The organism is Caballeronia zhejiangensis (genome assembly GCF_022879815.1).
Taxonomy (GTDB): domain Bacteria; phylum Pseudomonadota; class Gammaproteobacteria; order Burkholderiales; family Burkholderiaceae; genus Caballeronia; species Caballeronia zhejiangensis.
The window spans coordinates 978,228-992,271 of record NZ_CP084283.1 but is presented as its reverse complement, the minus strand read 5'-3'; the positions used below and the strand labels follow the sequence as shown (position 1 = coordinate 992,271).

The 14,044-nt window shown below is 61.6% G+C and carries 14 protein-coding genes; 2 read left to right on the top strand and 12 right to left on the bottom strand.

What is annotated here, in order from left to right; genetic code table 11:
* Nucleotides 1–196: 196 nt before the first annotated feature.
* The 8 genes from kdpC to LDZ23_RS04605 form a co-directional block, all read right to left on the bottom strand.
* Nucleotides 197–766, bottom strand: a complete 570-nt coding sequence (gene kdpC / locus LDZ23_RS04640; protein WP_244807879.1) for a potassium-transporting ATPase subunit KdpC — start codon at nucleotides 764–766, stop codon at nucleotides 197–199.
* 5 nt (nucleotides 767–771) lie between these two features.
* A complete protein-coding gene (kdpB, locus tag LDZ23_RS04635; RefSeq protein WP_051996808.1) occupies nucleotides 772–2,901 on the bottom strand; it encodes a potassium-transporting ATPase subunit KdpB in 2,130 nt (709 codons plus the stop codon).
* 14 nt (nucleotides 2,902–2,915) lie between these two features.
* Complete coding sequence (kdpA, locus tag LDZ23_RS04630) at nucleotides 2,916–4,700, bottom strand: potassium-transporting ATPase subunit KdpA (RefSeq protein WP_244807877.1); 1,785 nt, start codon at nucleotides 4,698–4,700, stop codon at nucleotides 2,916–2,918.
* Entirely contained in the window at nucleotides 4,697–4,792 is a 96-nt protein-coding gene (gene kdpF, locus LDZ23_RS04625) for a K(+)-transporting ATPase subunit F (RefSeq protein WP_008350504.1), read from the bottom strand. Before kdpF ends, kdpA begins: the two co-directional genes overlap by 4 nt.
* Before the next feature lie 287 nt (nucleotides 4,793–5,079).
* The gene (locus LDZ23_RS04620) at nucleotides 5,080–5,715 is read right to left on the bottom strand and encodes a YidX family protein (protein WP_244807876.1); all 636 of its coding nucleotides are present in this window, start codon (nucleotides 5,713–5,715) and stop codon (nucleotides 5,080–5,082) included.
* 54 nt (nucleotides 5,716–5,769) lie between these two features.
* Nucleotides 5,770–6,915, bottom strand: a complete 1,146-nt coding sequence (locus LDZ23_RS04615) for a polysaccharide deacetylase family protein (protein ID WP_244807875.1) — start codon at nucleotides 6,913–6,915, stop codon at nucleotides 5,770–5,772.
* A gap of 52 nt (nucleotides 6,916–6,967) precedes the next feature.
* Nucleotides 6,968–7,621: a tetratricopeptide repeat protein gene (locus LDZ23_RS04610; RefSeq protein ID WP_244807874.1), complete on the bottom strand. Its 654-nt coding sequence runs from the start codon at nucleotides 7,619–7,621 to the stop codon at nucleotides 6,968–6,970.
* A gap of 102 nt (nucleotides 7,622–7,723) precedes the next feature.
* A complete protein-coding gene (locus LDZ23_RS04605; RefSeq protein ID WP_244807872.1) occupies nucleotides 7,724–8,182 on the bottom strand; it encodes a hypothetical protein in 459 nt (152 codons plus the stop codon).
* Here LDZ23_RS04605 and LDZ23_RS04600 point away from each other — a divergent pair.
* Nucleotides 8,169–8,879 (top strand): DUF2628 domain-containing protein, encoded by a 711-nt coding sequence (locus LDZ23_RS04600; RefSeq protein ID WP_244807871.1) that lies wholly within the window; start codon nucleotides 8,169–8,171, stop codon nucleotides 8,877–8,879. The genes LDZ23_RS04605 and LDZ23_RS04600 overlap by 14 nt on opposite strands.
* A 52-nt stretch (nucleotides 8,880–8,931) precedes the next feature.
* Here the strand turns inward: LDZ23_RS04600 and LDZ23_RS04595 are convergent, their stop codons facing one another.
* From LDZ23_RS04595 to LDZ23_RS04580, 4 genes are read right to left on the bottom strand one after another with little or no spacing between them, the layout of a single operon-like run.
* The gene (locus tag LDZ23_RS04595; protein WP_244807870.1) at nucleotides 8,932–9,351 is read right to left on the bottom strand and encodes a hypothetical protein; all 420 of its coding nucleotides are present in this window, start codon (nucleotides 9,349–9,351) and stop codon (nucleotides 8,932–8,934) included.
* Nucleotides 9,348–10,670 (bottom strand): phosphatase PAP2/dual specificity phosphatase family protein, encoded by a 1,323-nt coding sequence (locus tag LDZ23_RS04590; protein ID WP_425306894.1) that lies wholly within the window; start codon nucleotides 10,668–10,670, stop codon nucleotides 9,348–9,350. Before LDZ23_RS04590 ends, LDZ23_RS04595 begins: the two co-directional genes overlap by 4 nt.
* A gap of 56 nt (nucleotides 10,671–10,726) precedes the next feature.
* A complete protein-coding gene (locus LDZ23_RS04585; RefSeq protein ID WP_244807868.1) occupies nucleotides 10,727–12,502 on the bottom strand; it encodes a bifunctional alpha/beta hydrolase/class I SAM-dependent methyltransferase in 1,776 nt (591 codons plus the stop codon).
* 40 nt (nucleotides 12,503–12,542) lie between these two features.
* Complete coding sequence (locus LDZ23_RS04580; RefSeq protein ID WP_008350520.1) at nucleotides 12,543–13,157, bottom strand: CDP-alcohol phosphatidyltransferase family protein; 615 nt, start codon at nucleotides 13,155–13,157, stop codon at nucleotides 12,543–12,545.
* A 230-nt stretch (nucleotides 13,158–13,387) separates the two neighbouring features.
* Here LDZ23_RS04580 and LDZ23_RS04575 point away from each other — a divergent pair, with 230 nt between their 5' ends.
* Nucleotides 13,388–14,017: a lysophospholipid acyltransferase family protein gene (locus LDZ23_RS04575; protein WP_034474110.1), complete on the top strand. Its 630-nt coding sequence runs from the start codon at nucleotides 13,388–13,390 to the stop codon at nucleotides 14,015–14,017.
* Nucleotides 14,018–14,044 lie beyond the last annotated feature (27 nt).

Genomic DNA, 14,044 nt, shown 5'->3' with positions numbered 1-14,044 from the left:
GAGGGCACTCTTTAGGCGAGTGCCACCTTGGACGAGAGAACTACCCAAATTGCGTGTGACCGCGGGCCTGAAAAGCTGCTTTCTTTGGTTACTTTCTTTGCAGCAGCAAAGAAAGTGACTGCCGCCCCGCACAGGGGCAGTGCTAATAGACCGAGAGCAAAACGGGATCCGGCGAAACCAAGCCAAGCGCCCCCAACTACTCCCCATCCAACGCAAGATTCAATTTAAGCACATTCACCCGAGACTCTCCGAGCACTCCAAACTGCCTCCCGCTAGTAGCTTGAGCGACAAGCGCTTCGACGCGAGCCACCGACATCCCCCGCGCCTTCGCGACCCGCGAAACCTGATACGCCGCAGCCGCCGGACTGATTTCCGGATCGAGCCCGCTCCCGGACGAAGTCACCAGATCGACGGGAACAGCCGCCTCATTCCCCGGATCGGCATCGTGCAAGGCGGCAATGCGCGCTTTGATCTCATCGGCGAGCGCCGGATTGGTCGGCCCGAAATTGGAGCCACTAGAACTCCCCGCGTTATAAGGATTCGGCGCAGTAGCCGACAAACGCCCCCAGAAATACCGAGGCGCATCGAACTGCTGCCCGATGATCTGCGAGCCCACGAGACGCCCATCGCGCTCGATCAAACTCCCATTCGCCTGATGCGAAAACGCCGCCTGTCCGATCGCGGTGACGACCGCCGGATACACCACGCCCGTCACGACAGTCAACGCGACGAACAACACCAGCATGGGACGCAACAGATTCTTCATGATGTTCAACTCCAGCCAAGAGCGGTAATGACCATATCGATGAGCTTGATGAACGGAAACGGCAACACGATGCCGCCCAGCCCGTAAATCAGCAGGTTCCGTCGCAACAACGACGCGGCGCCCAAAGCGCGATACTTCACGCCCTTCAACGCGAGCGGAATCAGAAACACGATGATGAGCGCATTGAAGATCACCGCCGACAGAATCGCCGACGATGGCGACGCCAGATGCATCACGTCCAGCACGCGCAACTGCGGATACGTCGTCGCAAACGCGGCCGGGATGATCGCGAAGTACTTGGCGACGTCGTTGGCGATGGAAAACGTCGTCAGCGAGCCGCGCGTCATCAGCATCTGCTTGCCAATCTCCACGATCTCGATGAGCTTCGTCGGGTTCGAATCGAGATCGACCATGTTGCCCGCTTCCTTCGCGGCCTGCGTGCCCGTGTTCATCGCCACCGCGACGTCGGCCTGCGCGAGCGCGGGCGCATCGTTGGTGCCGTCACCCGTCATCGCGACGAGACGCCCCTCGGACTGATGCGCGCGGATCGTCGCCAGCTTCGCTTCCGGCGTCGCTTCGGCGAGAAAGTCGTCGACGCCCGCTTCCGCCGCGATGGCAGCAGCCGTCAGCCGGTTGTCGCCCGTCACCATCACCGTCTTGATGCCCATCTTGCGCAGCTCCGCGAAGCGCTCCTTGATGCCGCCCTTCACGATGTCCTTCAGCTCGATCACGCCCAGCGCGCGCGTCGTATCGTTCACGCGCTCGGCCACCACGAGCGGCGTGCTGCCGCGCCGCGCGACTTCATCGACGGCATGCTGCACTTCCTGCGGAAACCGTCCGCCGCGTTCTTCGACGTAACGCTTCAACGCATCGGCGGAACCCTTGCGGATCTCGCGATTCGGCAGATCCACGCCGCTCATGCGCGTCTGCGCGCTGAACGCGAGAAAGGTCGCGTGCAACGTCGCCATGTCGCGCTCGCGGATATTGAAGCGCTGCTTCGCCAGCACGACGATGCTGCGGCCTTCCGGCGTTTCATCGGCGAGCGATGCGAGTTGCGCCGCGTCCGCGAGATCGCGCTCGGCCACGCCGGGCGCCGCCACGAACGTCGACGCCTGGCGATTGCCGAGCGTGATCGTGCCGGTCTTGTCGAGCAGCAGCACGTCGACGTCGCCGGCCGCTTCGACCGCGCGACCCGACGTCGCGATCACGTTCGCCTGCATCATGCGGCTCATGCCCGCGACGCCGATCGCGGACAGCAGCCCGCCGATCGTCGTCGGAATCAGGCACACGAGCAGCGCGACGAGCGCGGTGATCGTGACGACGTGGCCCTGCTTCGCCGCCTCGACGGAGAACATCGAGAACGGCAGCAGCGTCGCGGTCGCGAAGAGCAGCACGAGCGTCAGCGCGACGAGCAAGATCGTCAGCGCAATTTCGTTCGGCGTCTTCTGACGCTTCGCGCCTTCGACCATCGCGATCATGCGGTCGAGAAACGCCTCGCCCGGATTCACCGATACGCGCACGACGATCCAGTCGGAGAGCACGCGCGTGCCGCCCGTCACCGACGAGAAATCGCCGCCCGACTCGCGGATCACCGGCGCGGATTCGCCCGTGATCGCGGATTCGTCGACCGACGCGACGCCTTCGATCACGTCGCCGTCGGCGGGAATCACGTCGCCCGCTTCGACGAGCACGACATCGTCGCGACGCAATTCCGTGGACGTCGTGATGCGGATCGGCGATTTCGGATGCGGCTCGTTGAGCTTCTTCGCCATGACGTTGTGCTTCGCCTGGCGCAGCGATGCCGCCTGCGCCTTCGAGCGCCCTTCCGCGAGCGCTTCGGCGAAGTTCGCGAAGAGCACCGTGAACCACAGCCACAGCGCGATCGCGAGGATGAAGCCCGCGGGCGCTTCCGCCTGGCCGGCGAGCGCGGCGAGCCAGAGCACCGTCGTCAGAATGCTGCCGACGTAGACGCAGAACATCACCGGATTGCGCAACTGCGTGCGCGGCGCGAGCTTCCTGAACGAATCGACGATCGCCGGCTTCACGAGCGCCGGATCGAACATCGAACGTGCCGCTGTGCGCGCCTGCCCGAGATTCTCCGGGCGATGCAGCGGCGTTTGATTCTCTTGATTCATGCTGTCCTCGGAAATCAATGGCTTGCGATCATCGTGACGTGCTCGACGATGGGCCCGAGCGCGAGCGCCGGCACATACGTGAGCGCGCCGACCAGAAGGAGCGTGCCGAGCAGGAGCACGACGAAGAGCGGTCCGTGGGTCGGCAAGGTGCCCGCTGTCACGGCGAGACGCTTCTTCGCGGCGAGCGAGCCCGCGATGGCGAGGATCGGAATGAGCGAACCGAAGCGGCCGAACCACATCGCGATGGCGAGCATCGAGTTATAGAACGGCGTGTTCACCGAAAGGCCCGCGAACGCGCTGCCGTTGTTGTTGGCGGCGGAGCTGAACGCGTAAAGCACTTCGGAGAAGCCGTGCGCGCCCGGATTCGCGATGCCCGCCGTGCCCGCCGCGCTCAGCACGGCGATCGACGTGCCCAGCAGCACCAATAGCGGCGTAAGCAGAATGACGATGGAGACCATCTTCATCTCGAACGATTCGATCTTCTTGCCGACATATTCGGGCGTGCGGCCGATCATCAGACCCGCGACGAACACCGCGAGCAACGCGAACGCGAGCATGCCGTAGAGACCGGAACCGACGCCGCCGAAGATCACTTCGCCGAGCTGGATCAGCAGCATCGGCACGAGGCCGCCGAGCGGCGTCAGCGAATCGTGCATGCTGGAGACCGCGCCGCACGATGCGGCGGTCGTCGCGACCGTGAAGATGCCCGATTGCGCGATGCCAAGGCGCGTTTCCTTGCCTTCCATGTTGCCGCCGGCCTGTAGCGTGGACGCTTGCGTATCGACCTTGAGCGACGCATAAAGCGGATTGCCGGCCTGCTCCGATGCAATTTCGCCCCAGCACGCGACGGCGAACGCGATGGTCATCGCCGCGAGCACGGCATAGCCCTGACGCCTGTCGCCGACCGTGCGCCCGAACACGACGCACAGCGCAGCCGGGATGATCAGCATCGCGAGCATCTGCATGAAGTTCGAGAACGGCGTCGGGTTCTCGTACGGATGCGCGGAGTTCGCGTTGAAGAAACCGCCGCCATTCGTGCCGAGCATCTTGATCGCTTCCTGCGAGGCGACGGGCCCCATCGGCAGCGTCTGTTTCTCGGCCTTGAGCGTCTGCGTGACGGGCTTGCCTTGTGCGTCGGTGGATTGCGTCTGATATGTGGTGACCTGCAGCGTCGATACGTCCTGATACGCCCTGAAGTTCTGGATCGCGCCCTGGCTCACGAAGACGAGCGCGAACACGACGGCAAGCGGCGCAAGGATGTAGAGCGTCGTGCGCGTGAGGTCGACCCAGAAGTTGCCGATGGTCTGCGCGCTATGCCGCTTGAAGCCGCGAATCAGCGCGATGACGACCGCGATGCCCGTCGCCGCCGAGAGAAAGTTCTGCACGGTCAGGCCGAGCATCTGCGCGAGATAGCCGAGCGTGCTTTCGCCGCCGTAGTCCTGCCAGTTCGTGTTGGTCACGAAGCTGATGGCGGTGTTGAATGCGGCATCGGGCGTCATGCCGGCCATGCCTTGCGGATTGGCGGGCAGCGTGCCCTGCAGACGCAGCAGCGCATACAGCACGAGCGCGCCGAGCACGTTGAAGAGCATCACGGCGAGCGCGTAATGCTTCCATGACATCTCGGATTCGGGATCGACGCCGGCGATGCGATAGAGCATCGATTCGATCGGGCGTCCGATCTTGCGCACGATAACGGACGATCCGTCGAGCACGTTCGAGATATAGCGGCCGAGCGGAATGGCCAGCGCAATCAGCACGACGATGAAGAGCGCCGTCTGCATGAAGGTGTTGGCGTTCATTCGAGATCCTCCGCACGCAGAAGCGCGTACACGAGATACACGAAGAGCAGCAGCGTGGAAGCCGCCGCGAGCCACAGCATCCAGGCGCTCATGGACGCCCTCCCGTCGCGCGGCGGCCGAGTCGCTCGCAGCCGCGCGTGAGCGCCACGCAAAGTCCCCAGAACAGGACGATGCCGGCGAGGTAAATCAGGTCCATTTTGGTGTTCTCCCCTTGTGCGGTTCAGGACAAGGTGGAGATTAAGAAAATGGACGTAAAGGGCGGGAAAAGAGTGGGAGGCGGGGTGTAAAAATGGTGTAAAAAACGCCCGCCTTGGATAGGCGGGCGCTAATGCTTCGTGCCTTGCGTGAGTGAGCCCGAGTCGATCTGATCAACCGGGCGTCACATCACACGAAAGTTCCGCATAAAGACCACATAGAGCACAGGCAACAATGGAATGGCGAGGATCATCAGCGCGCCATCTGCCGCCACGGTCAAGGGCGTCGCCAGCAGGATGACTTTCTTCGCATTGGAGTAATGCTGCTCCCTGACGGAGACTTCATAAGACTGGTTCAGCAGCATGGGATTGACCTTCGACCGGTCGAAACCTTTCGCGTCATATCGCCGCCCGCTAAGCCTGAACGAGAGAGACCGGCGTTGCGGATCGATTCCAAGATTTCCCAGTTCCTCCTTCTGCTCTTCGCTGAAGCTCGCCGCCTTGTCGAGGTTCAAGACGAAGGAACCGCTGACATTGCTGTCTCCGTCTACGTAGAACTGATTGACATCTGCGGTCATTCCGGCGTGAAAGGGTGACTGAAGGACATCCACGAAGTGATCCGGCGCATCGAAAATATAGTGATAATTCTTACCAAGAAACACTTGCGTCTTCTGTTCAGCCGAGATAAGCACACTGCTTATCGTTTCCGCGTACCTGTAGTAATCGGGCGACTTTGCTTCCTCGTTCAATCCGGATGTCAGGCACCCGCTGAGAGCGAAAGGCATCGATACCGTGAGGGCAATAAACTTTCTTCTTTTCATTTGACGTCCTTTGACCGCATCGCCGCCTGTCGTTGGTTCAAACAATCAGCGCGATCAATCGGCGTTCGTCGCGACCAACCTCTTGCAATCCATCCACTGCACACCCGATGCCGTCAACCGGTCATGCAACCAGGGCACCGCAACCTGCGCCTTCGGATGAATATCGTGGAAGAGAATGATCCCGCGTCGCCACAGCAGCATGAGCGTGAGCACGCGCTGTTTGAGTTCATCCGCGCTCACCTTCTCGTTCCAGTCTTGCGAATCGATATTCCAGAGCGCCACACGCAGGCCTTGCGATGCGAAGAAGTCGCCGCTGTCCGCTCGGCGTTGACCATAGGGCGGCCTGAAGAGCGGAACGAAACTGTCCGGCAGATTCGCCTGCGCCAGCCCGATGCTCCGCGCCACCGACTCTTCCCACGACGGCCAGGTTGCGTGCGAACGATGCTCCCAGCCATGCGCGCCGACGCACATGCCGCGATAGGCATACGCCATCGACGACGCACCCGCCTGCTGCAAGCGCGCTTGCAACCGCGTCCCGAGCGTGAAGAACACGCCATTCAAGCGAGCGTCTCGCAACGTCCGCAGCAACGAGTCGGTTGTGCCGCCGGCGGTGGTCGGGCCATCGTCGAAGGTGAGCAGGAAGGTGCGGTCGGCGAACTCGTTGCCGTCGATCTCGCGCGACGAATACGTGTCGATCTCACTGCTGACCTTCGGAAAGAGCGCGGCCAGTCTCAGCAGTTCGTCGAGATACGTGTTGTGAAACGTCCGCGCCTGCGATGACCACGCGCGATATGGACTATCCGCCGGGACTGCGAAGGCTTTGGCCGCGTTCACGAAGTCAGCCTCGCCATGCACCTTTACGCAAAACGGAGCACTCGGCGTGCAATTCGCCGAAGCGGTCAGATAGTTTCCGGTCAGACGCTTCCAATAACGGCCCCGGATACGATCGACCGATGCCCGATCGAACGATTTCACCTTCAGCCGGCTCTGCAACTCGGCGTCTGACAGTCGTTCGCTATCGGCCAGCGCTTTGCCGAATGCGAGAAGTTCGGCGCGCGAAGCGAGATCGAAGTTCTCGGTACTATCGATGGATATCGGCCACGTCCCGCGATCGCCGATGGCGACCGAAACCGGACCTGCCGCGTGCGACGACATCGCGGCGAATGCCATGAGCATCGCCGCGAGAGTTTTCTTGTACATGTGATGAGCGATGCGGGCCCCGGCGCGATGCCGGGGCCTGGATTGAACGGATTTAGCGATTGCTGACGCGCGTAATGGCGGCGTCGTAGACCGGATTCGACTTTTCGCGTCGCGCTGCGCGGTAGTGGCTCGATGCGTCGGTGAACTGGCCGGCGTCCTCATAGATGCGGCCGATGTTGTAGTACGAACTGGCGCGGACCGTCGCGGCCGTCGCTCCATTCGCGAGCGCGATCGCCTTGCGATTGGCCCAGATGGCTTCGGCAGCACGTCCGGCCTTCTGGAAGGCGAGCCCGAGATTGCTGTACGCCTGGCCGAATTCCGGATTGAAGCTGATCGCCTCGCGGTACAGCCAGATAGCGTCGTCGAAGTTGCCTGCGTGATAGGCACGCTCGCCGTCCTTGTTGATCAGGCTCGCGCGGGCCGCGTCGACATAGTCCTGATTGGCCGGCACGATTCTCAACTGCTCGTCGTTGTAGTTGTCGATGGTGCCGAGCACCTCGCTCGCTCTGACCGTCACGCCGCGCATGGTGTTGATGTCCTGAATCTCGCCCTCGCCGTTGACGCGGAACACGGTCCACAGATTGCCCGCCTGACGCGGCACGCTGAACGTTCGAACCAGCGACTGGCCGACATACACGAACACCCTTGCCTCGCTGTTCGCAAGGTCCGACGACGCGGGGTTGCTCTCGTTGCTGAAATCGTGCACGGCGAAGACGTAGGTCTGGCCGGAACGCTTGTGATCGAGCGTGATGGTTTCCGGACCGTAGCTATCCGTGTGGTCGACATCCAGATTGGCGTCGTCCCCGGCTTAGTGTTGAAAGTAGACGTGATTCTGCGGATAGGACACGTGCAGATCGAGATCGCGCGGGCGCTGTCCCCATGTAAGCACGACGCGCATGCCATCCAGATTCTTCATCACCGGACTCAGCGCATAGGACAGTCCAGCGCATGGGCACTTGGCGACCAGATCGGAATAACCAGCCTTCTTGATGATCAGAAGCACCTTGCTGTCATTCGCCATATCGGCTGGAATCTGCGCAGCGCCTTGTGCATCACTCTGGATACGAACCGACTGGGCGCCGTCCTTTTGAAGAATGACAGTCGCGCCGGATATCTTTCGGTCCTTTACCGTAGCGCTGAGCACCTGAATAGGCGCAGTCGCCGCCTGAGCGCCTGCAGCGCAGAACAGCGCGAGCATCATCGATAACTTACAGATGGAACGAAACATATTGTGAGGAGTAGACGGTTGATTGATGAAGCGATTCATCGCATCGCTATTTATTCGGATACCGAACCATGAAAGCATAGCAATCGCCGATTCGCTCGATCTAGCAGCCGATGCGCAATTTCTTCAAATTTCCGCAAAAGCCATACGGCACCGTGGACAACAGCGCAGCATGCTGCAATGCTCGCGACCGGACATACGAAAGGACCGCACACTCGAGGCAAGCATCATGGAACCAACCGAACATCAACTAGACGTGCCTCAAATCAACACCGAGATACAGTCGCCCACGCTCGAACCGGACGTCGCTCTCTTCGTCGGAAAGAACGCGAAGTACTACGCGTACAAATGGTCCTTTCTGAACAAACGCGGGCAGCCAAGATGTACATGGAACGGAGCCGCGTTCGTGATCGGTCCAATTTGGCTTGTCTATCGAAAGATGTACTGGCAAGCTGGAGCGTTGTTCGCGGCTGCTGTCCTGCTTCGGCTCGCCGTCGGTTCGCTGGGAGATGGGGCTGGCGGCTTTGTGTCGTACGCGATTTCGTTCGCGCTGGGACTCTCCGGCAATCTTCTCTACCGGGAACATGTGCTAAGGAGCATCGGCAAACTTCGCAACCAGGGTTCATCCGGCAGCGCGCTGGAATACGAGCTGTGCCGCAAAGGCGGCACGAACGCCGCGGCGGCATGGATGCTCGCGCTTCTGATGATCGTGGTTCTGGGCATTGCCCTCTTCGGCTGACGGTGTGTCGGGGATGGGAGTGGCTTTGCTGCAAGCGTTTGAAGCAACGATGTCACCCGCCCTCAACCATCACCGCCACACCCACGCACACCCACTGCACGACCGCAAGCATCACGCTCGCCCTGAGCAGCCGAGTCACGCCGCGCACCCGTGCATCGAGCGGCCGGCCGGCACGCGATGCACGGGTCCATCCGAGCTCGATCAGCACGCGGTCGAGATCATCGAGCGTCGAAGATTCCATTGCGGCAAGCGTGGCGAACAACCGTCGGTCGATGACGATTCGCACCATTAGCCACGAAGCGCCTATGCCCGAACATGTGCTGATGAGCGCGATCAGCGTTCGCACGTAATGCAAATGCTCGCAATGAATGGCGACACCCCACCCCACGCCTGCCGCTGCCAAGGCGACCGCGCACGCACAGCAGCCAGCATCGAGCGCACCACGCGCCGCGGCGATGAAATAGGCGTTCATCCTTGTCTTCCATGAACCGTGCAATGATCGATCCAGTCCTGCAGCAACGCGACGGTGTCCTTCGACCAGACCGCGCGACGCTGCGCCGACCGCACAGCCAGAAGTGCCGCGCGTGCATCGTGCAAACCTTGCGTCTTCGCGATCCATGCCGCCGCGCACAGCACGCTGCGCCCATAACCGAGCGCACAGCAAACCAGCACATCGCGCCCGTCGCGATGCAACTCACCGAGCGCCTCGACAGCCGCGTTCAGACGCAGCAGAGTCGGCGGCACGAGATCCAGATGCGGCACGCATAGGTACACATTCGATTGATCGAGCGCGATCCAGCGCGGCATCTCGGCCGTCAGATCGAGCAATGCATCGAAACCATGCTGCCGCCATTCGCGAGGCGTCGGCGTGCGACCGATGGAAACGCCGGTCGCAACGCGAACAGGCGATGGCCTCTTGCGCGTCCATAACCGTGAGTTGATGAATGCGCCAGCGATAGCCGGAGCGAGCAGCAGACGGACGGCCAACGGAATGCGGCCCCGCTCGTCCTTCTGAAACGCGGCAGGCGAGCCTTGCCAATAAATCCACGCAACGCAAGCGAATGCCAGCGAAACCCATCCCGTGACAAGCGCGGCACCAACGGCATGCCGCACAAGGATCAACGCGAACGCGGTCAGCGCGACCGCGACGGTCGCATAGACGCCAGCTATCCGCCGGCTTCGCGCGCAAGGGAGCGCGGCGCCGGTCACATCGTCTGCGAGAGGAAAGAGAAATAGCGCAAAGGCACCCACCGCCGCGCCGGTCGGCACGTCGATCACATGGTGCTGCCATGTGGTCAGAACGGAAACACCGATCGCCATGAACCAGAGATGCAAGACCGCACGAGCAGCTTTGTTCCGCAGAACGCCCGCGTAGAACGTCCAAAGCACGATCAGCAATCCGATGTGCAGCGATGGAGCCTGGTTATACGGCTTATCGATGCCCGTCAGGAGGTCGAATAGCACGCCGGTCACACCGCTCGAGACTGGCCGCTCGGCGCCGAAGCTCAACGGCCACGCGATGAAACATGCCACGGAGATCATTTGCATTGTGAAAAGCCTGCGGACGTGCGCGTGGAGCGCCGCGCGCCTGACGCACAACAGGAACGAGAGCGCGTAGAACACATCGATGGACCAATACGGCACGATGCTCCACGGCATGAACGGAATGGCCCGTTCCCATGCGAATGCGAAGGTGGGCACCGAGGCGCGCGTCGACGCCAGCCAGTTCGCGAAGGCGTATGTCGAAAAGAACAACGCGCCCATGATCGCGAGCCATCCGGATCGCAACATCAAGGAGGCGTCCCGTTCGCTTCGCGCACCGGCGACGGACAAGGCAGCGCTATTCATCAGGACGCGACGCGCTCGGCAAGCGTCACCGTGAAGATCCCCTTTTCATCGATGCGCTGCGTGATCTTGCGAAAGCCGGCGCGCGCGACGAGTTCGTCCATTTCCGCCTGCGAACGGCGACGCATGACCCACGCTGTCTCGCCACGATGATTCCCAAGCACGCGCGCAATGAATTCGAGCTGCGGATGCCACGGCTGTCCGGTATAGACGAGGTAGCCGCCAGGTTGCACGGCGCGCGCGAGGCCACGGAGCGACTGTTCTATCGAAGCGTTGTCGCCAAAAAGCTCATACAGCCCTGACACGATCGCAAGCGTCGGACGGGGATCGAGCGCGGCGAGCGAGGCCTCGTCGAAGGCATCGCCTTGCTCGAAACGCGCAACGCTTTCGAGACCACGTTGCGCAATCAGAGCGCGTCCAGCATCGACGTTCGGCGCGCTGTAATCGCGCAACAGAATGTGCTCGGGCGACACGCCATCGCGACGGGTCACCGCGGCGATGGCGTCAAGGACATAACGGCCATGTCCCGCCGCGATATCGACGATCCGGACCGTCTCGCCCGAGCGCGTGATTCGCGTCATCGCCTCGGCGATCAACGCCTCGATATTGATCTTGCGCTGACGGATGCCCACCCAGCCAGGAGAGTCGAGGTAGTTGCGATCGATGTGCCGCCCCACACATCCGCGTCCCCTCGCTTCGTTGCGGTACACGTAGTCGAGCGTCGAGCCGGAATCGAACCCGAGCCGATGCCCAAGTGCAATGCCTTCCGAGAATGCGCCGCCCACCCGCAACCCCGCGCGCGCAGCCATCCAGTACAAACGCGCGAGCGGACTGGCGGGAGCTTGTTTCAACGCTTCGTATTCCGCATGAAAAGGTCCGCGCGTGTCGGCATCCACGAGCGAGACTCGCGCGCAAGGCGCCTCGAACTCACGCAGCAGAAACGCCCGCAGCGGCGCGAGCGCCTGCGCGCGGTCGCGTTCACCGAGCGTATCGTGATAGAAACCGGGCAACACGATGCGCTCCTTGCGCGCCGACCCGAGCCGCTCGAAGAAGCGTTCCTGCGGTCCGCGATGCACGACCCAATCCGCACCCGAGATCAGCAGTTGCGTCGGCACGGTGATGGCGGCCGCATCGTCGACGATGCGCCTCGCCGTGTCGTGCAGGTCCAGCAGCATATTGACCGCGATCGGCCGCGCGATCAGCGGATCCGCGGCATAGCTCGCGATGCGCTCCGGATCGTGCGTCAAAAATTTTGGCTTCACATAGCTGTTCACATAGAACAGACCGCGAAGCTTGTGCATCAGACGCAATCCCGGACGTGCAAATGGCACGTACAGCTTGATATGAAACGCCGGCGATGCGAGCGCGAGACAGCGCACGGGCGGCGCATAATCGTGCGCCCAGGCCGCGGCCAGCACGGCGCCGACGCTCTGACCGACGACCGCCATGTCTTCGATGGCGACGCCATGAACGTCGCGGATGTGTTCGACGAAGCACTGGAGGTCGCGCACGCAAGCCGCTGCGTTCGGACTGTATCCGCGCGCGCCGGGCGAACGTCCGTGCCCACGCGCGTCCCACGCAAAGAAATCGTAGCCAGGCATGTCGAGTTCATCGACCAGATGCGCGACACGCGCCGAATGCTCGTGCCCCCGATGCAGCAGCACCACAGCGCCGCTGCGTGTCGCGCCCGCCGCGGGCCAGTGCCGATAGAAAAGCGCTTCACCGTCGTGAGTCGTGAAGCGCGCCTCTTGTGCGCGTCGAATAGTCGCTTGAGTCATGTGATTTTTGCCTTCGTTGTTTCGATGTTGCAGGTAACGCTTAACGGCCCGTTTCACGCGATAAGCGAACGCCCATCGCGACGCGTCTGATCGCAGTCAATACCGCGAGTGCGATCAGTGCACGCCACAGCCAGACGAACGTCGAACCGACCGGCAGCCCCATTCCGAACCAGAGCGCAAATGCCCCGAGCGCCAGCGCGCGGTCGCTCTTGCCGAATGGCCCGTCGTAGCGACGATCCGCGCCGGCCAGTGGTCCGATCAGTCCCGCGCACTCGACTACGCACGCCGTCCAGGCGAAGAGCCACACGTCCGATGGCGCGAAAGCCGGCACGGCCAGAAACGGCAGCACGAGCGCCGTGTCCGAGATCACATCGCCTAGTTCGTTCAGGTAAGCGCCCAATGCGCTCTTATGGCCGTGTTCGCGCGCAAGCATGCCGTCGATGGCATTCAGCGCCATGCGGATGAAAAGCCACAGCGGAATGAGCAGAAACAGACCGCGCTCGGGATAACCGAGCCACGCCGATGCACCGACTGCCATCGATCCAAGCATCGCGGCTACCGTGACCTGGTTTGCGGTCACGCCTCGCCGCGCGAGCCAATTTGTGAATGGACGAAGCAGAATTTGAAAGCGCGGCTTGAGTGCGTAGAGGCTCATTGCGATGTTTTCGCCGGTTCGTCGACCATGCCTGACGTCCCGATGGATCGAAAAAGCCGCTACTATCAGGGCACTTTTGCATCCCGTCAACCGTTAGGATTGCAGAGCCTCTTTGTTATGCAGTTCTGTTATCACTTGCTAAACATCTGACACATCTTGTCAAGACCACTTGCTCCGTCGATGCGCATGTGAACGGAATATAAATAAGCAATCCACACCACTACCGACTCATGAAACGGATATATGCCTGGCAACGCGATTTACTGTTATCTCTCGTTCGGTTGGTCGCTGGAGCCTACCCAGTCTGTCATGTCCCTCGTGCAGGCGAAACTCAACAGATCTACTTCTCGAATCACACGAGCCATATCGACACACTCGCTATCCTCGCTGCGTTGCCGCGCAGTTTGCGCGATTCCGTGCGGCCCGTTGCTGCGCGCGACTACTGGAACGCCAACGCGCTCAAGCGACATATCGCGCAGAAACTGCTGAACGTCGTGCTGATCGATCGTCGACGCGAAGGAGATGGCGATCCGCTCGATCCGGTTCGCGATGCGCTCACGAAGGGGCATTCGGTGATTATCTTTCCCGAAGGCACACGTGGCACGGATGCTTTGCCGCAAGGCTTCAAGAGCGGACTCTTTCATCTGGCAAGCGAGTTTCCCGGCATCGCCCTCACGCCGGTCTATCTCGAGAATCTTCAGCGGATCATGCCCAAGGGCGCGATCTGGCCGATTCCGTTGATCTGCAAAGTCCATTTCGGCGCGGGCGAAGCGCTTCGGGCGACCGATGACAAATCTGCTTTTCTCACACGCATGCGCGATGCGATCGTCGCGCTGGCGCCATCGGCTTGCTCAGACTGAGCTTGCTGCAACAACATCTCCGATTCT